This window comes from Tsuneonella suprasediminis (genome assembly GCF_003605755.1).
Classification (GTDB): domain Bacteria; phylum Pseudomonadota; class Alphaproteobacteria; order Sphingomonadales; family Sphingomonadaceae; genus Tsuneonella; species Tsuneonella suprasediminis.
Genome location: NZ_RAHJ01000019.1, coordinates 152,678 through 170,429 on the forward strand (window position 1 = coordinate 152,678; position 17,752 = coordinate 170,429).

Annotated in this window: 17 protein-coding genes; 9 read left to right on the forward strand and 8 right to left on the reverse strand. The window is 57.2% G+C overall.

Going from position 1 to position 17,752, the window contains the following annotated elements; genetic code table 11:
• The first annotated feature begins 51 nt into the window (after positions 1–51).
• Genes D6858_RS10610 through rimK form a run of 3 tightly spaced genes read left to right on the forward strand, consistent with a single transcriptional unit; the run spans position 52 to position 3,256 of the window.
• Positions 52–1,893 carry a M2 family metallopeptidase gene (locus D6858_RS10610; protein WP_120109986.1) on the forward strand — a complete coding sequence of 614 codons (1,842 nt, stop codon included), beginning with the start codon at positions 52–54 and terminating at the stop codon, positions 1,891–1,893.
• Positions 1,887–2,354: an ATP-dependent zinc protease family protein gene (locus tag D6858_RS10615; RefSeq protein WP_223805286.1), complete on the forward strand. Its 468-nt coding sequence runs from the start codon at positions 1,887–1,889 to the stop codon at positions 2,352–2,354. The genes D6858_RS10610 and D6858_RS10615 overlap by 7 nt, the downstream gene beginning before the upstream one ends.
• Positions 2,351–3,256 carry a 30S ribosomal protein S6--L-glutamate ligase gene (gene rimK, locus D6858_RS10620; RefSeq protein WP_120109988.1) on the forward strand — a complete coding sequence of 302 codons (906 nt, stop codon included), beginning with the start codon at positions 2,351–2,353 and terminating at the stop codon, positions 3,254–3,256. Before D6858_RS10615 ends, rimK begins: the two co-directional genes overlap by 4 nt.
• A gap of 59 nt (positions 3,257–3,315) precedes the next feature.
• On the opposite strand, the gene D6858_RS10625 is transcribed toward rimK, so the two are convergent.
• Positions 3,316–4,755 carry an AMP nucleosidase gene (locus D6858_RS10625; protein WP_120109991.1) on the reverse strand — a complete coding sequence of 480 codons (1,440 nt, stop codon included), beginning with the start codon at positions 4,753–4,755 and terminating at the stop codon, positions 3,316–3,318.
• A 168-nt stretch (positions 4,756–4,923) separates the two neighbouring features.
• On the opposite strand from D6858_RS10625, the gene D6858_RS10630 reads away from it, so the two are divergent.
• Positions 4,924–5,448, forward strand: a complete 525-nt coding sequence (locus D6858_RS10630) for a GNAT family N-acetyltransferase (RefSeq protein WP_120109993.1) — start codon at positions 4,924–4,926, stop codon at positions 5,446–5,448.
• Between the two features lie 93 nt (positions 5,449–5,541).
• Here D6858_RS10630 and rplI read toward each other — a convergent pair whose 3' ends face one another.
• From rplI to rpsF, 3 genes are read right to left on the reverse strand one after another with little or no spacing between them, the layout of a single operon-like run.
• Entirely contained in the window at positions 5,542–6,156 is a 615-nt protein-coding gene (rplI, locus tag D6858_RS10635) for a 50S ribosomal protein L9 (RefSeq protein ID WP_120109996.1), read from the reverse strand.
• A 14-nt stretch (positions 6,157–6,170) separates the two neighbouring features.
• Positions 6,171–6,395 carry a 30S ribosomal protein S18 gene (gene rpsR, locus D6858_RS10640; RefSeq protein WP_102154155.1) on the reverse strand — a complete coding sequence of 75 codons (225 nt, stop codon included), beginning with the start codon at positions 6,393–6,395 and terminating at the stop codon, positions 6,171–6,173.
• On the reverse strand, positions 6,395–6,757 hold the full coding sequence (rpsF, locus tag D6858_RS10645; protein ID WP_102154154.1) for a 30S ribosomal protein S6: 363 nt from the start codon (positions 6,755–6,757) through the stop codon (positions 6,395–6,397). The genes rpsR and rpsF overlap by 1 nt, the downstream gene beginning before the upstream one ends.
• 200 nt (positions 6,758–6,957) lie before the next feature.
• On the opposite strand from rpsF, the gene D6858_RS10650 reads away from it, so the two are divergent.
• Complete coding sequence (locus D6858_RS10650; RefSeq protein ID WP_120109999.1) at positions 6,958–7,911, forward strand: DUF808 domain-containing protein; 954 nt, start codon at positions 6,958–6,960, stop codon at positions 7,909–7,911.
• A 27-nt stretch (positions 7,912–7,938) separates the two neighbouring features.
• Here the strand turns inward: D6858_RS10650 and D6858_RS10655 are convergent, their stop codons facing one another.
• A complete protein-coding gene (locus D6858_RS10655; protein WP_120110002.1) occupies positions 7,939–9,375 on the reverse strand; it encodes a glutamate ligase domain-containing protein in 1,437 nt (478 codons plus the stop codon).
• A gap of 58 nt (positions 9,376–9,433) precedes the next feature.
• Between D6858_RS10655 and D6858_RS10660 the strand changes: the two genes are divergently transcribed.
• The 4 genes from D6858_RS10660 (at position 9,434) to dnaN (ending at position 13,329) form a co-directional block, all read left to right on the forward strand.
• Positions 9,434–10,273 carry an LD-carboxypeptidase gene (locus D6858_RS10660; protein ID WP_120110004.1) on the forward strand — a complete coding sequence of 280 codons (840 nt, stop codon included), beginning with the start codon at positions 9,434–9,436 and terminating at the stop codon, positions 10,271–10,273.
• Between the two features lie 31 nt (positions 10,274–10,304).
• Positions 10,305–11,243 carry an ACP S-malonyltransferase gene (gene fabD, locus D6858_RS10665; RefSeq protein ID WP_120110007.1) on the forward strand — a complete coding sequence of 313 codons (939 nt, stop codon included), beginning with the start codon at positions 10,305–10,307 and terminating at the stop codon, positions 11,241–11,243.
• Complete coding sequence (gene fabG / locus D6858_RS10670; RefSeq protein WP_120110699.1) at positions 11,243–11,995, forward strand: 3-oxoacyl-[acyl-carrier-protein] reductase; 753 nt, start codon at positions 11,243–11,245, stop codon at positions 11,993–11,995. Before fabD ends, fabG begins: the two co-directional genes overlap by 1 nt.
• A 206-nt stretch (positions 11,996–12,201) precedes the next feature.
• A complete protein-coding gene (gene dnaN / locus D6858_RS10675; RefSeq protein WP_102154149.1) occupies positions 12,202–13,329 on the forward strand; it encodes a DNA polymerase III subunit beta in 1,128 nt (375 codons plus the stop codon).
• Positions 13,330–13,555: 226 nt separating this feature from the next.
• On the opposite strand, the gene D6858_RS10680 is transcribed toward dnaN, so the two are convergent.
• The 3 genes from D6858_RS10680 to D6858_RS10690 all read right to left on the reverse strand — a co-directional run bounded on the left by D6858_RS10680 (position 13,556) and on the right by D6858_RS10690 (position 17,541).
• Positions 13,556–15,325, reverse strand: a complete 1,770-nt coding sequence (locus D6858_RS10680) for an N-acyl-D-amino-acid deacylase family protein (protein ID WP_120110009.1) — start codon at positions 15,323–15,325, stop codon at positions 13,556–13,558.
• Positions 15,326–15,439: 114 nt separating this feature from the next.
• Entirely contained in the window at positions 15,440–16,756 is a 1,317-nt protein-coding gene (locus D6858_RS10685; RefSeq protein ID WP_120110011.1) for an FAD-dependent oxidoreductase, read from the reverse strand.
• Positions 16,756–17,541 (reverse strand): alpha/beta fold hydrolase, encoded by a 786-nt coding sequence (locus D6858_RS10690; RefSeq protein WP_240623814.1) that lies wholly within the window; start codon positions 17,539–17,541, stop codon positions 16,756–16,758. Before D6858_RS10690 ends, D6858_RS10685 begins: the two co-directional genes overlap by 1 nt.
• Between the last annotated feature and the right edge of the window lie 211 nt (positions 17,542–17,752).

The following is a 17,752-nucleotide window of genomic DNA, read 5'->3' on the forward strand; positions in this document are numbered from 1 at the left end:
GTAACGCTAGAAACCTGTTACACTTCAGCAGTCCTTGGGGGACAACACGTTATGAAATACGCATCCACTGCGCTGGCCGCGCTGTCGGTCGCTCTTGCCGCTCCGGCTTATGCCGACGATACTGTGACCACAGGTGACGCAGCTGAATATCCACACACCGCGGAAGGGGCGGGCGATTTCGTGGCTGCTGCGGAAAAGGACATCTTCGACTATTCCGTCGAAGCTAGCCAGGTGAACTGGGTCAACTACAATTTCATCACCCCCGATACCGATGCGATGGCCGCGCGGATCAACGCGATTGGTACCGAAAAGAGTGTGAAGTATGCGCTGGAAGCGGCCCGCTATGCCGATATTGCCGGGCTTAGCTACGATGTGAATCGCAAGCTGAACATCATGCGGAATGGTCTGGTGTTACCGGCCCCGACAACGGCGGGCGCAGCTACAGAACTAAACGAAATCGCCACGCGATTGTCCAGCCAATATGGCAAAGGGCAGGGCACACTGGACGGGAAGCCGATCAACGGTTCCGACATCGAAGCGGAAATGGGCAATCTCGATCATACCCCGGCCGAATATGCCGAGATGTGGCAAAGCTGGCATGATCAAGTCGGCAAGCCGATGAAGGGTGACTACGCCCGCATGGTTGCCATCGCCAATGATGGCGCGAAAGAGCTTGGCTTTTCCGATGTCGGAGCGATGTGGCGTTCGGGTTACGATATGAGCCCGACGGAATTTGCAGCTATGACAGAGCGTTTGTGGCAGGAAACCAAGCCGCTGTATGAAGCTCTGCATACATATGTCCGTTGGAAGCTGAACGAAAAATATGGCGATGCGGTCCAGCCTAAGACCGGCCCGATCCGTGCCGACCTGCTGGGCAATATGTGGGCGCAGGAATGGGGCAATATCTATCCGCTGGTTGCTCCGAAGGGGGCGGGCGATCTGGGATACGATATTGGTGACTTGCTCAAAGCCAAGGGCAAGGGGCCGCTCGACATGGTTCACTATGGCGAGAACTTCTATTCCTCACTCGGATTCAAGAAATTGCCGGAGACGTTCTGGCAGCGCAGTCTGTTCACCAAGCCCGCCGATCGTGAAGTGGTGTGCCATGCAAGCGCGTGGGATATCGACAACAAGGACGATATCCGCATCAAGATGTGCATCAAGGTGAATGCAGACGATTTCGTCACGATCCACCATGAGCTTGGTCACAACTATTATCAGCGTGCCTACAACAAGCAGCCGTATTTCTATCTCAACGGTGCAAACGATGGTTTCCACGAAGCTATCGGCGATTTCATCGCGCTGTCGATCACGCCGCAATATCTGGTAGATATTGGCCTACTGGATAAGAAGGATGTGCCAGGTGCCGATAAGGACACCGGTTTGCTCCTTCGGCAGGCAATGGATAAGGTCGCGTTTCTGCCATTCGGTCTGCTGGTCGATAAGTGGCGTTGGGGCGTATTTGACGGATCGATCAAACCTGCCGATTACAACAAGGCATGGGTCGATCTGAAGCGCGAGTATCAGGGCATCACTCCGCCGGTTGCGAGGCCTGACGACGCCTTCGATCCGGGTGCGAAGTATCACATTCCCGGCAATACCCCGTACATGCGTTATTTCCTTGCGCGTATATTGCAGTTTCAATTCTACAAGGCTGCGTGCGATCAGGCCGGGTGGAAGGGGCCGCTGCACCGTTGCAGCTTCTACGGCAACAAGAAGGTCGGGGAAAACCTCAACGCGATGCTGGAAATGGGCGCCAGCAAACCTTGGCCTGAGGCACTGAAGGCATTCACCGGCACCAGCGAAATGAGTGCAAAGCCGATGCTTGAGTACTTTGCGCCGCTGCAGAAGTGGCTCGACGAGCAGAACAAGGGCAAGCCAAAGGGGTGGTAACCGCCCCGAAGCGGGCATTGGATACGGTCGGGTGGCGCGAAATGATTGCGCTGCCCGATCTGTCTGCTGCGCGCATACCGGCCAAAATTGATACCGGGGCGCGTACCTCCAGCTTGCATGCGAGTGATATTGAGCGGTTCGACCGCGATGGACATCGCTGGCTGCGTTTCCTGCTTGATGTCGGGCACGGGCTGAGCGAGCCGGTGGTTGTTGAGGTGCCGCGCGCAGACCGGCGGACGATCACCAGTTCGAATGGCGAGGCAGAGCAGCGGCCTATCATCAAGACGCAACTTCGCCTTGGTAGTCAGGTATTTGCGGCAGAATTCAGCTTGAGGGATCGTTCAGATATGAAATTCCCTATCCTTATCGGCCGGAGCGCATTAAGGGGCCGCTTTCTCGTCGATAGCGGGCGTTCGTACCTGCAATCGGACGCAGATGAACGCAGAAAGCTTCTCAAATGAAGATCGCGATGTTGGCGCGTAACGCGTCACTCTATTCGCACCGTCGGCTGATGGAAGCAGCCGAGGCGCGCGGGCACACCCTCGATGTGCTCAATACTTTGCGCTGCACCGTGCAGATCGCCAGCCATCGGCCCACTGTGGCATATGAAGGTGAGACGATTACGGGCTACGATGCGGTGATCCCGCGGATCGGGGCATCGATAACGCACTATGGCCTCGCCATTTTACGCCAGTTCGAAATGGCCGGGGTGTGGCCGCTGAACGAGAGCGTCGCTATCGGACGTAGCAGGGACAAGCTGCGGTCGATGCAGATCCTTGCCAAATATGGGCTGGGTCTGCCGCTCACAGCGTTTGCACACGACCCGAAACAGACCAGTCAGATCATCAAAGCGGTCAACGGTCCGCCAGTGGTCATCAAATTGCTGGAGGGGACGCAAGGTATTGGCGTGGTTCTGGCCGAAACCGAAGCGAGCGCAAAATCGGTTATCGAGGCGTTTCGCGGGGCCAACGTCAATATATTGGTGCAGGAGTTCATCAAGGAAGCGGGAGGCACGGACATCCGCGCTCTTGTCGTCGGGGGTAAGGTGGTTGCGGCTATGCAACGTACAGGGGCGCCTGACGATTTCCGCTCAAACCTCCATCGTGGAGGCAGTGCCCAGCTTATCAAAATCACCCCGGAGGAGCGCAGCACGGCGGTTCGCGCAGCCCGGCGTATGGGCCTGAACGTATGCGGTGTGGATATGCTTCGCAGCAATCATGGCCCGGTCATTATGGAAGTGAATTCCTCCCCTGGGCTGGAAGGAATTGAAACTGCGACGGGCAAGGATATCGCCGGGATGATTATCGACTTTATCGCAACCCACGCTGTTGCCGGGAAGACGAAGACGAAAGGGAAGGGGTGAAATTCGCCCCCTGCCTTGTCAACTTATTTCATCATCGCGAAATGGCCATGTCGGCAGAATTACCGGAACGGCGGTTCATTGAATGCGCGTAGCTTGCGGCTGTGCAACCGGTCCCCTTCGGCGCGCATCTTGTGACAGGCCGAAATGCCGATTTGCAGATGGGCCGCGATGGCTTCTTCGTAGAATTTGTTGGCCTGGCCGGGAAGCTTGATTTCCCCGTGCAATGGTTTGTCCGACACGCAGAGTAGTGTCCCGTATGGCACACGGAAGCGATAACCTTGCGCCGCGATGGTGGCGCTTTCCATGTCTATCCCGACTGCACGGCTCAAAGAGAATCGATGAGCAGAATCGGTGTAGCGCAGTTCCCAGTTGCGATCATCGATAGTGACTACCGTTCCTGTCCGCATCCGTTCTTTCAGATCGGAGCCGCCCGTGCCGGACACATGTTCCGCCGCCGCTGCCAGTGCCTGCTGAACTTCGGCAATAGCGGGGAGCGGGATTTCGGGCGGCAGCACATGATCGAGCACGTGATCGTCGCGCAGATAGGCGTGGGCCAGCACATAGTCCCCGATCTTTTGCGTCGGGCGCAGGCCGCCACAATGACCGATCATCAACCATGCTTCCGGTCGCAACACGGCAAGGTGATCGGTGATCGTTTTGGCGTTGGACGGCCCAACTCCGATATTGACCAGTGTGATGCCGTTCCCGTCATCGCTGAGGAGGTGATATGCGGGCATTTGGTGCCGCCGCCATGCTGTATCGGATAGATGTTCGCGCGCGTTGCTGTGCCGTTCGGTCAGCATCAGTCCTCCCGCCCCGGCAAGAGCGGTATAACCATCTCTTCCCAGTTGCTCGCCCGCCCAATCGACGAACTCGTCAACGTAGCGATGGTAATTCGTGAAGAGCACGAAGCGCTGGAAATGTTCGGGCGCGGTGCCGGTATAGTGTGCGAGACGCGCCAGACTGAAATCGGTTCGCAATCCGTCGAACAGCGACAGGGGGATCGTATCGCCCGGGTCGTCGATCTCGATCCCGTCGGCCAGTTCATCCCCGATCAGCGCGAGCTCGGTTGAGGGAAAATGCCGTGCCAGTTCCTGTGGGGCGATACCGGCCAGTTCGGCCCCGGCTTCCCCATCAAGAACATATGGAAACGGAATTTCCTGCCGTGACCGCACAACTTCCAGTTCGATCGGATAATCCGCCGCGATGAGCTCAATTTGCTCCCGCAGGTAATCAGCGAACATAGCCGGTCGTGTCACCGTGGTTGCGTACACACCCGCTTCGTTGAGCTTGCCGTAAGAGCGCGCCTTGGTCGAACGCGGCTCACCTCCGTCATATCGCATCCGCAATTCGGGATAGGCATAGCTGCCGTCAAGCCGCTTTTCAGGGGCAGGGAGAGTGCCGCTTCGCCCATAGGCGAGGATATCTGCGCGCAAAGTCATCACCGATTCTTCGTGGATGGCGATGAGTTGGGCGATAGCTGATTCGATTGATTGCATAGCCTGCGATCTAAGCCCGGTTCACGGACTATTCCAGATGAGAACCGGTGGTTGCGATTAATGCAACTTGATTTGCTGCAAATCAGTTAGCATTATTGATCCCGGAAGCTCATGTTGCAGTGCAGCAATTGGCTGGCTCGATAAGGGGCGCAAACGCGAGGATTTACCATGAATGACCAGATCCAGGATATCGCTTACAGGCTGAATACGCGTTCGGGGGTGGTCATCGATGCACGGCCTGCTGTGCCGGGTGACGAGGCAGCTCTGGAAACATTTTTCGACAAGGTTTCGGATGAAGATCGTCGCTTTCGATTCCTGACTGCTCATCGGCATGTTGGCCATGAACAGCTTAAGCCGATGGTGGAAGTCGATCACTTCCGTTCGGAAACGTTCCTTGCATTCGACGATGCAAACAAAGAACTGGTGGCAACTGGTATGCTGGCGTGCGACAACGATCTGGATACGGCCGAAGTCGCTATATCGGTGCGGGCCGATTATAAGGGCAAGGGCGTGGCTTGGGCCGTTCTTGGCTTGCTGGCTGAAGAAGCGAAAAAACGTGGTGTGCGTGAAGTGATCTCAATCGAAGATCGCGACAATCACGAAGCGATTGCCCTTGAACGCGAACGTGGTTTTGTGCCGCGTGCATGCGAAGGGGATGCTCATCTGGTTATTCTGGCTAAAACGTTGCGCTGATCGCCAAACGGATCCGGAGAACAGTCTCCGGATAGCAAAAGGCCCGCTTTCCATAACGGAAAGCGGGCCTTTTTGTCTGCGGTGCAGAACCGATCAGGCTTCGGCGTTGTCTGCCTGTTCGCCTTCGCCCATCATATCGGCCGGAATTTCGCCCGGCTCCAGTGTGGGATCGACTGACTCGGTGAAGCCTTCGCTTTCCGAACGCTCGTCTTCGGCCATCTGGCCGATGACATCGACGCCCTGACGCTGCAGTTCGGCTTCATCATCCGAACGGGCAACGTTGGCCTTCACCGTCACATGCACTTCGGGGTGCAGCGCGATGGTGACGTCGTGGATGCCCAAGTATTTGATCGGGTGGCCCATAACGACTTGACGCTTGTCAACCGAATGGCCCTGATCTTCAAGTCCGAGGACCACGTCACGTACGTTGACCGAACCGTAAAGGTGGCCAGCGTTCGAAGACGCGCGGATCAGAACGATTTCGGCACCGTCGAGCTTTTCACCGGCCTTTTCTGCTTCGGTGCGGCGGTCAGCGTTTTCTTTTTCCAGCCGATCACGGTTGGCTTCGAAAACCTTCTTGTTCGCTTCGTTGGCGCGCAGCGCCTTCTTTTGCGGCAGCAGGAAGTTGCGGGCGTAACCGTCTTTTACGGTTACGACATCGCCCATGCCGCCGAGGTTGGCGATACGTTCGAGCAGGATGATATCCATTGGTTCTGCCCTCCTTACTTAACGATGTAGGGCAGCAGGCCGATGTGGCGTGCTCGCTTGATGGCCTTGGCCAGCTCGCGCTGCTTCTTGGCCGAAACGGCGGTGATACGGCTGGGAACGATCTTGCCACGTTCGGACATGAAGCCCTGCAGCAAACGAACGTCCTTATAGTCGATCTTCGGCGCATTCTTGGCCGAGAACGGGCAAGACTTGCGGCGGCGGAAAAACGGGCGGGCCATCAGTCGCGCTCCTCACGGTCGCGACGCTTACGCTCGCGGTCGCCCTTACGCATCATCACGCTAGGGCCATTTTCATGTTCATCGACACGAATCGTCATATAACGGATGACGTCTTCGTTGATGCGTGTCTGGCGTTCGAGCTCTTCAACCACCGTACCCGGCGCTTCGATGTTGAGCAGAACGAAATGCGCTTTGCGGTTGCGGTCGATCTTGTAAGCAAGATTCTTGAGACCCCAGGTCTCAGTCTTGGTCACCTTGCCGTCGAGCTTTTCGACGATCTCAGTGGCCGTCGCCGCCAGTGCATCGACCTGAGCCTGGCTCAGATCCTGGCGCGCGAGAAAGATGTGCTCGTACAGAGCCATTTCGCGGTCCTTTCATAATGCCGATCGCTGGCTTGTCCGTCCGAATGACGGGGCCCCTCCGGCCTTCTTCTTCTTCGGCACCCGTGGATGCGGAAGGCGCGCACATAGCGGCATCGTCGATAAATGCAAGTCTTGTGCGTCGGGAACGGGAGGAGCAACCGGAGATTGAATGGCTCGATTGCTTTTAGGGGAGCACGAATTTGCCTGGTGGACTGGTTGCACTGCTTGACGATGTTTCCATAATTGCGAGAGCGGCGGCGGCATCGATCGACGATGTAGGTGTCGCGGCAAGCAAGGCGGGAACGAAGGCGGCCGGTGTCGTAGTTGACGATGCGGCCGTGACGCCGGGATATGTCACAGGTCTGTCCCCTGCGCGTGAACTGCCGATCATCTGGAAAATCACCAAGGGCAGTTTGCGGAACAAATTGCTGATCCTGCTCCCCGGCGCGCTGATTCTCAGCCTGATCCTTCCCACCGCGATTGTGTTCATTTTGATGGCGGGCGGTTGCTACCTTTCTTTCGAAGGCGCAGAAAAGATTATCGAGAAAGTAGGTGGTGCCAAACATGGTGAAACGCTTGATGATACAATCGAAGACCCGGTGGCATTCGAGAAAGGGCGTGTGAACGGGGCGGTCAGGACCGATCTGATCCTGTCGGCAGAGATCATGGCGATAACGCTTGCATCGGTTTCGGCGGAAAGCTTCTTCGTGCGGGCGGCAGTGCTCGCTATCGTCGGGGTTGGTATAACTTTTCTCGTCTATGGCGCGGTTGGTATGATCGTGAAGATGGATGACGTTGGTCTGCATCTAGCGAAGAAGCCTTCTGCAACCTTGCAGGCAACCGGTCGCTTCTTGCTTCGTGCAATGCCGTGGTTGCTGAACGCCCTATCGACGATTGGTACGGTTGCGATGCTGTGGGTTGGTGGGGGAATCATCCTGCATGGGTTGGCGCAAGTGGGATTCTCTGCGCCCGAGCATTTCATGGAAGGAATCCGCCACTCTGTCGAAGGTGCGACACATGCACTGGGTGGCATCTTCGGATGGCTGACTTATGCGGTCAGTTCCGCGGTGTTCGGCCTGGTAATTGGCGTACTACTTGCCCTGATCGTGCATTGGGGACAGACGCTGCTGGGGAAGGGGGGCAGCGTGCATTGAGCCAGCATGCTACGCTACCTCCCGCCATCATGGCAGGAAAGGTAACAGCTTTTCCGCGAACTCGGTCAAAGTGTCGTCGCGCGCTCCCATTACGATTATGCGATCGCCCGGCCGCGCCAGTTGAATAATCCGGTCTGCAATCGCCTTGCGCGTAGGGATATAGTCGGCACGGATGTCTTTACCCGTAGCTTCCGATAGCTGCTCTATCAGCCGGATGATCCGTTCAGAGCCCTCGCTACGGTCAACCGTGCCTCCGAAATAGACCGGATCGGAAAACAGGACACGATCGCCGTCCCCCAGTTCGCGGGCAAATGTTTCCGCCAGTTCGTGCCCCATCTGGCGCAGAGGACCATATCCGTGTGGCTGGAAGAAAGCGATGATCCGTCCCGGATGTGCTTTCAATGTCCGCAAGGTCGCCGCGCATTTTTCCGGGTTGTGCCCGAAATCGTCAATCACGCTGACAGCGCCAGGTGTAGTGCCGATGACATCGAAACGCCGGGCCAGCCCCTTGAAACTACCCAGTGACGCTACCGCCTTTTCTACGGGGACGCCCGCAGCGCTCGCTGCAGCAATCGCTGCCAATGCGTTCGACAGGTTGTGTCTGCCCGGCATCGCTACATGCAATTGGTGGTGCGAACGGTCGCGGTTGTCGATTACTGTGGCTGCAATCGATAAAGGATTGCTCTCAATCGATGCGGGATCGACCGTAATGTCTGCTGTGTCCGTTTCGATGGCAAAGCTGACGGTATTGTCCAATCCGTCGGCCAGTTGGCGCACTTCCTCGTCGTCCAGATTGACAGCGCGGGTGCGCGACACGCGCAGGAAATCACCGAATAACTGGCATAGTTCTTCCATCGATTTGTGGTCGAGGCTCACATTGAGCAACAACCCTACCGTTGGGCGATAGAGCGCAATCGAACCGTCGCTTTCATCCACCTCGCTAACGAAAACGCTGCCTCTGCCTACGTGTGCGCTGGCATAAGGGGAGGCAGCAGTGGCAAAATTTTTCATCACTGCGCCATTCATGATCGTGGGATCGCGCCCATTATCATACAGGATCCAACCGAGCATGGCGGTGGTGGTCGATTTACCACTGGTGCCGGCGATCGCTATCCCTGCGTCCTCGTCGTTAAATAACGAGGACAACAAATCGGCGCGGGTCACTCGTTTGCAGCCCAGCTCCTTCGCGCGGACAATTTCCGGCACGGTATCTTCCACGGCGGCGCTGGCGACAATCACCTGTTCGGATGAAGTCACGCCGCTGCCATCTTGCGGGAACAGAGTGAAATCGTGATCTTCCAGCCAGTCGAATTTTTCCGGGGTGCGCCCCTGATCGTTGCTGCGATCCGACCCGGAAACATGCGCGCCCATTCCGTGCAGAATTTGCGCCAGTGGCAACATGCCGGAGCCGCCAATGCCGCAGAAATACCATGGAATGGATGTCAGGTCGATCGTGTCAGTCATATAGCTCTCTGGCTAGTGCGGGACTCGTCAAATGTGAACCGGCTGATATGAAGCGCGGATGACCCGCATCGCAATCTGCGCGCCCGCCACACCCATAACCCCGGATATCGCGGCAAAGGTCACTGTGCTGGCCGAGTCCAGCTTTCCCGCGCTAACGCTGGATTTTCATCCACAATGTTTTGCCTCACATGGGCATTTTGCAGGAGACGACGATGTTCGTCTTTCTGCACTGCTAGATTGCGCCAACGATCCAGCAGTGGACGCGGTGTGGTTCGCACGTGGCGGTTATGGTTCAAACCGAATTGCCGCTGAGGCGATTGCGGGAATGAATCGGGCGGCGCATGAAAAGGCCTATCTGGGCTATTCCGACTGCGGCTATCTGCTTGGCGCATTGTACAGGCATCGTATTGGGCAACCTGTTCATGCGCCTGTGGTAGCTGACGTGAGGCGGGGGGAGGGGGCAAGCGAAGGAATCTCTGCCTGTCGCACTCTATCGTGGTTATCTGGGAGCAGAGAAGAGATTGAGCCAACGCTCGATGGCGTGCAGCCAGCTGTCGCCTTCAATCTGATAACGCTCGCAATGCTTTGCGGTACCGATCTGATGCCCGATCTGAGCGGCCATATTGTGATGGTCGAGGAAGTGGGCGAGCATCTCTATGCCGTGGATCGCCTGTTCTTCGCTCTGATGCCATATCTGGCAGGGGTGGCGGGATTGCGATTGGGGGCCGTTTCAGATGTACCGGAAAATGATCGCCCCTTCGGTTCGACAGCGGAAGAAATCGCACAATATTGGTGTACGCGGGCCGGAGTACCTTATCTGGGACGAGCGGAGATTGGGCACACGATAGACAACAAGATCGTCCCCTTCGGTCTTGCCGTACCGCCTCCAGGCGCATAGGCGCGGGGCCATTCTTTCACTGGAGAGCAAGATGAGAGCGTTCGTATTTCCCGGGCAGGGGAGCCAGAAGGTCGGCATGGGCACCGGCCTTGCCGCAGCCAGCGCAGCGGCGCGCGCGGTTTTTGAAGAAGTTGACGATGCTCTGGGACAGAAGCTGTCGACTATCATGGCCGAAGGGTCCGACGATCAGCTAACGCTAACCGAGAACGCTCAGCCTGCAATTATGGCCAATGCGATTGCCACGCTCCGGGTTCTGGAAAGCGAATTTGGCGTTTCGCTTGTGGAGAAGGGCGATTGTGTCGCCGGCCACAGTCTTGGGGAATATACCGCCCTGTGCGCCGTGGGCGCATTTAGCTTGGCCGATACCGCTCGACTGTTGAAGTTGCGTGGGCAGGCGATGCAGGCAGCGGTGCCGGTTGGCAACGGCGCGATGTGTGCGCTGCTGGGTGCCGATTTGGACAAGGCTCAGGCATTGGCAGACGCATCCGCCGAAGGGCAGGTGTGCCAGGTCGCGAACGATAACGATCCGGGGCAGGTCGTCCTGTCGGGCAACAAGGGCGCGATCGAACGTGCCGTGGCTCAGGTAAAGGATTTTGGCATCAAACGTGGCGTGTTGTTGCCGGTGTCTGCTCCGTTTCATTGCGACCTGATGCAACCTGCCGCCGATACGATGGCAGAAGCTCTCAACACGACCCCGCCGGGCCCGCTTGCGCTGCCATTGTATGCCAATGTGACCGCTGCTCCCGTCACTGATCCCATGGAAGAGTTGGGCTTGCTGGTGCAGCAGGTTTGCGGGCGGGTTCGCTGGCGGGAAAGTGTGCTGGCCATGCGCGCAGCGGGCGTCGAACAGTTTATTGAGCTTGGCGGAAAAGTTCTGGGCCCGATGATTGGGCGCATAGATAAGGAAGCTGTCGCTATCAGCGTGGTTTCGATGGAAGACCTGGAAGCGCTGGCAAAGGAGATCGGATGATGTTTTCGCTCAAAGGAATGACTGCGCTCGTGACCGGTGCCAGTGGGGGTATCGGATCGGAAATCGCACGTGCACTTGCCAGCCAGGGCGCACGCCTGGCCCTGTCAGGTTCGAACGCCGATAAGCTGCGCGTGTTTCGGGAGCAGTTGAACGACGAGCTTGGCGGTGACCACGTTGAAATTACGTGCGATCTTTCCAACGCGGAAAGCGTGGAGAAACTGATCCCCGCCGCCGTGGATACGCTGGGGCAGCTCGATATCCTCGTAAACAACGCCGGTATTACACGCGACAATCTCGCGATGCGAATGAAGGATGACGAATGGGATGACGTCATCCGCGTCAATCTGGAGGCATCGTTCCGCCTGATGCGGGCCGCCGCCCGGCCAATGATGAAGGCACGTTTTGGTCGTATGATTTCGATCACCAGTGTAGTGGGAACGACGGGCAATCCGGGCCAGATGAACTACACTGCTGCTAAAGGCGGGCTGACCGCGATGAGCAAGAGCCTGGCACAGGAACTGGCTAGCCGTGGGATCACAGTGAACTGTGTGGCCCCCGGTTTCATCCGCACTGCGATGACCGAAGCACTGAATGACGCGCAAAAGGAAGCAATCAACGCGAAAATTCCGATGGCTCGTATGGGGGAAGGCAGTGATATCGGTGCTGCGGTGGCTTACCTCGCCTCGAAAGAGGCAGGTTATGTCACGGGCCAGACGCTGCACGTCAATGGTGGGATGGCGATGCTGGGGTGACCGGGCCAGCAGGGTGATTTTGTCGCTCTGCGGGTTTTGGCGGAAGATTGGGGGCAATTATCCCCAAGGAATCGGTTATGACAGGGCGCAGTAGTGCATCGCACCCTTGTCCCATCTCCTGCCATCGCTAAGGTTGTTTCGACATATTTCGGCGCTGGTGGGCGATTCCGGTCGCTAGCGCGCACAGAAGGCTGAAAGTAGGACCGATGAAGGCCACTATCGAACGCGCGACACTGCTGCGGTGTCTCTCCCATGTCCAATCGGTTGTTGAACGACGCAATACGATCCCGATCCTGTCAAACGTCCTGCTTGATGCGTCGGACGGTGGTTCGCTGAAAGTGATGGCGACCGACCTCGATTTGCAGGTGGTGGAAAATATTGCCGCGGCATCGGTGGAAGATAGCGGAGCGATCACCGTTTCGGCGCACTTGCTGTTCGACATCGCCCGGAAGCTGCCCGATGGTAGTCAGGTCAGTCTGGAAACTACCGATAATCGCATGATCGTGAAAGCGGGACGTAGCCGGTTCCAGCTTCCGACTTTGCCGCGCGACGATTTCCCGGTGATCGTTGAAGGCGACTTGCCGACGCGCTTCGAACTTCCCGCCAAAACATTGGCTGAACTGATCGATCGCACACGCTTCGCGATCAGCACTGAAGAAACCCGCTATTACCTGAATGGCATTTTCTTCCATGTTTCGGATGATGAACAGCCGGTTCTGAAAGCGGCAGCGACCGATGGTCATCGACTGGCAAGGTTCACGATCGCTCGCCCTGAAGGTGCCGAAGGGATGCCTGACGTGATCGTACCGCGCAAAGCGGTGGCCGAATTGCGTAAGTTGCTGGATGAATCAATGGACGGCAACGTCCAGATCGACCTTTCCGCCAGCAAGATTCGCTTCACTTTAGGTGGGGAGGGCGGAGTCGTGCTCACCAGCAAGCTGATCGACGGCACTTTTCCAGACTACAGCCGGGTGATCCCCACCGGGAACGATAAACTCCTCAAGCTCGATCCCAAGAGCCTTTACGCTGGCGTAGATCGTGTTGCGACCATCGCCACTGAGAAAACACGTGCTGTGAAGATGGGGCTGGAGAACGATCGCGTCACTTTGTCTGTGACAAGCCCGGATAACGGAACGGCAGCGGAAGAAGTACCTGCCGATTATCGTGCCGAAGGGATGGAGATTGGCTTTAATGCCAATTACTTGAAGGACATTCTTCATCAGATCGACAGTGATACAGTGGAATTGCACCTTGCCGACGCGGGCGCGCCTACACTGATCCGTGAGGATGAAAAAAGCCCGGCGCTTTACGTGCTGATGCCGATGCGGGTTTGATCGGGTTTGAATGCGAAGCGGTGTCTTTGGTCCCTGCGCCCAACCGATGATGGTATATTAGCCAAAAGGGGAGGCAAGGGCCTCTGCGCTGCTAAACTTGTCGCCAATCAGCTTGTCTGCTGCTCGGAAAGAACAATCTTCACAGATCAACGGAATTGAATGGCGATTCTATCCGTACCGTCGTTTCTGTGTGTGAAATGACGGCACGGACTATGATTACCCTTCTTTACTCCGCAGCTTCGAGCATCGCGACTTGCTGTGGCCCACGGATAAGGTTGCCCGGTGTTGCTCCCGTCCATTCTCCTTCGCGGAACGTCACAACGCCGCCTTTGATTGTGGCGACATAGCCATCAGCTTTTTGCAACAATCGCTTACCACCCGCAGGTAAGTCGAATGCCAGCCAAGGTTTGCCGAGCTTTAGGCGGTCAAAGTCGATGATGTTGAGATCTGCGAGATATCCGGGCGCGATCAGTCCGCGGTCCTCCAGCCCATAAAGTAGGGCGGTATCACGACATTGACGCTTGATCGCATGTTCCAGGCTGACCTTGCCACTGTTACGCGCAGCGGCGCGCTTCCGATCGCGGACCCAATGTTGGAGCATGAAAGTAGGGCTGGCGGCATCGCAGATTGTGCCACAATGGGCGCCGCCGTCACTTAAGGAATTGACGGTGTCGTCGCTTGCCTGCAACGCTTCGAGAAAGTCGAGATTGCCATCCTGATAATTGAGAATTGGCAGATAGATAAACCCTTTGCCATCGTCACGACATAACAGGTCGTAGGCATATTCCTGTGGATCGATGCCAGCCTTCTCAGCTCGTGCTTGAATGGAGGATTCAGCTGACGGTTCGTAATCGAAATCTGGGTCCATTTCGAACTGGGCGGACCAGCCGTTCACAATCACCATGAACAGATGGATGAGATCTTGAGGGGCTCCCGTGAAGTCGTTTTCTTCCGCCAGCAGTTGATCCTTGAATACAGGATCGAGCAGCTTCGCCTTTTGCTCTGCCCATCCAAGATCGGAAATCGCCATCCAGCTTGGGCGGAAACGGAATGGGTGAACCGTGCCCTGCCACGCCATTACGATCCCGTTACCGCGCAGGGCAATCTGAGCGACGATGTTCGCGCCGTTGTCATTCTCCGCGCGCATCGCAGCAATCTGTTCGTCCAGCGGCATTTCCTTGGCAATCGATTGCAGCGCCGCAAACGTAACGGGCAAGCCGGTGTCGCGGCTCAGCTTTCCCATCCAGTCGAATTCATTCCATTCGCGCTTCAGGTCGCTGGCCAGTTCAAATACGCCGTGCCCGGCCCGTGCCATCGCCTTGCCAATCGAAATCAGCTCTTCTGCTGTGGCAGTCGTGCCGGGGACTAGCTCGCCATCGACCGATTTGTGGATCACCGTGCGACTGGTTGAAAAGCCCAGCGCGCCGGCGCGTACGCCTTCTTCCACGATGTTGCCCATCTTGGCGATATCGTCATCAGTGGGCACTGCACCGGGTTTTTCCCGATCGCCCAGAACGTAAGCGCGAACCGCGCCGTGAGGTACGTGGGTGCCGACATCGACTGTACGCGGAAGTTTCTCCAATGCATCGAGATACTGAGGGAAGGTTTCCCAGTCCCACTTCATGCCTTCGGTCAGCGCTGTACCGGGAATATCCTCCACCCCTTCCATCAGGCCGATCAGCCATTCATGCCGGTCAGGGGCGGCGGGGGCAAAGCCAACTCCGCAGTTGCCCATGATGACGGTTGTCACCCCGTGCCAGCTACTTGGGGCCATTTCCTGATCCCAGGTCGCCTGCCCATCGTAGTGGGTGTGCACATCGACAAACCCGGGCGTTACAATCATTCCGCTGGCGTCAATTTCTTGCGTGGCATCACCGGTTATCGTGCCAACTTGTGCGATCAGGCCATCTTTCACTGCGATGTCGGCGGTGAACCGTTCTTCGCCGGTTCCATCGACAACGGTCCCCCTGCGGATAATCAGATCATAAGTGGCCATGCCCGCCAATCCTCTCTCTTTCTTTGTATTATTGGAGAGGAAAGTCTCACATCGCAACCGATGTGTCTATAGGCCGATGTAGCGTATTCGAGTTGGAGCGTGGCTGGTACCAGATCAGAGACGCGCGCGGATCATTGCCTCGACATCGACGAATTTTTCGCGAGGGGCACCTTTGCGCGCGGCCTGTTCCTCCGCCTCTTCGATTTTCTTCCAGTCCCGGAAAGTGACGACATCTACGCCGCGTTCGGCGATCAGTTTGTCGAGGCCAGAGCGCCCTTCATGCGGGACGTTGGCGATCGCACCCGTGTCGAAATCTTCGGCGATCTTTTCAATAACCGAGAAGCCGTCGGGCCGGTTTGTGCCAATCGTGCCGGTTGGTCCGCGCCGGGCCCAACCCACGCAATACAAGCCGGACTCGATCCGCCCGCCATCGTTTGCAAACCGGCCGGCGCGTTCATCGAATGGCACGTCCGGGATCGGAGAACTACGATAACCGATGCAGGAGACAACCAAATCGGCGGGGATCGTATAGGTTTCGCCGGTGCCCACTGCACGGCCAGACTCCACCCGTGTGCGTTCTATCTTCAGCGCGGAAACCTGATTCTTACCGATGAACCGCACCGGGCTGGCAAACATGTCGAAATCGATTTCTATCCTCTTGTCGGCGCGTTCACTTTCGGGAATCGCCGCGAAACTGCGTAGCAGCCCGACCGACTTTCGCACCCCCGGTTCCAGAAATGCGTCTTCCTCTGGCTCCGGTAAGTCCGCCGGATCAACTCGCGGACTGGCACGAGCGAGGTCCATCAGCTCACTCAGTTCTTTGGGCGTCATCATAATCTGATGGGGCCCGCGTCGGCCGACAATTGTGATCGTCGAAATCCGGGAATTCCGCAGCAGATCGAGTGCGTGTGCGACGATGTCGCTTCCTTCGAACTCGCTGTCGGTCTTTGACAGGATGCGCGCGACGTCGAGTGCGACATTCCCCATTCCGATCACCACAGCGTTCCTGCCTGACAAGTCTGGATCGAGATCGGCAAATTGCGGGTGGCCATTATACCATCCAACAAAGGCTGCACTGCCAAAGACATTGCGGAGGTCTTCACCGGGCAAGCCCAACGCGCGGTCATTGGGCGCTCCGGTAGCGAATACAACCGCGTCATACAGTGCCTTTAGCTCCTTCGCGGAAATATCGCGCCCGATCATAACGTTGCCGACAAACCGCACATTTTCGGTAAGAGCCGTTTTTTCATACCGTTGGCTGACAGCTTTGATCGATTGATGATCCGGGGCGACCCCTGTGCGAATAAGGCCATACGGCACGGGCAACATGTCGATAACATCGACCCGAACATCGTCGCCCCACTGCTTCTGAGCTGCCTCCGCAGTGTAGTATCCAGCGGGCCCGGAGCCGACGATTGCGATATGTCGCATCAGACTTCTCCCTCCAAATCCGGCGCATCGAGAAACGTGCGGATTGCCGTCTGCGCCTGTTCACGGTGTGTAGCGAGGAACAGGTGTCCTCCGTCTGCGAAAATTTCCATCTTCGCTTCGGGGATCAGGCCTTTCAGAATATGGGCGTTGGCCAGCGGAACCACATCGTCGCATTCGCCCGCCATTATCAGTACCGGCTTCTTCAAAAAGGGCAGGGCGGCCGCGCTGGTCCAGCCAGCCATTGCCATCAGTTGATAGGCATATCCGCGTATTGTTGGGGGCACGATCCGTGCCGCTATACGTCCCCCTTCGTTGCGGCCGGCGAGGCGTGGTGCATCCCCTAACCGGGCGAGAGCCAGCGGGCTGCCCGGAACAGCCAGCAACCCTGCAGTGGTGCCTGCCAAAATGACCCGCCGCACGCGCGCACCATACTGCAATGCAAGTTGCTGCGCGATCACACCGCCCCAACTGAAGCCCATGATATCGACCTGAGAGATGCCAAGCCGGTCGAGCAATCTTGCCGCAGTCCATGCCATGGTCTGAGGGGTATATGGTACAATCGGTTCGGGTGATTCACCGATGCCGGGCATGTCGAAGGTTATGAATGCGCGGCTGGAGAGCGCCTCCGCCAAGGGGGCGACGATTTCCAGGCTTGCACCAATGCCGTTGAAAAACAGTACCGGAAAGCGATCGGATGGTTGGTTCAATCGCCAATGAGCAACCCGCAAATCGCGCCCGCCCGCTCGCATGATGGAGACATCGGCGAATTGCATGGGATCGGACAAAAACGTTTCCTTCTACCGGCTGCCCGTTGTCGGGATGCTGATTTGCACGTTGTGAAAGGGCGCCGTCAAGTTTCTTTCCGGCGGATATCCCAGCGCTGAACAATGCGCTTCTGCCAATCCTGTTGCAAGCAACGACGGTGATGTTCGATGATGCGACATGAGATGTCTGGCAAGGTGAGAGCGAACGGCCTTCCCGCAGACCGATCTTCAG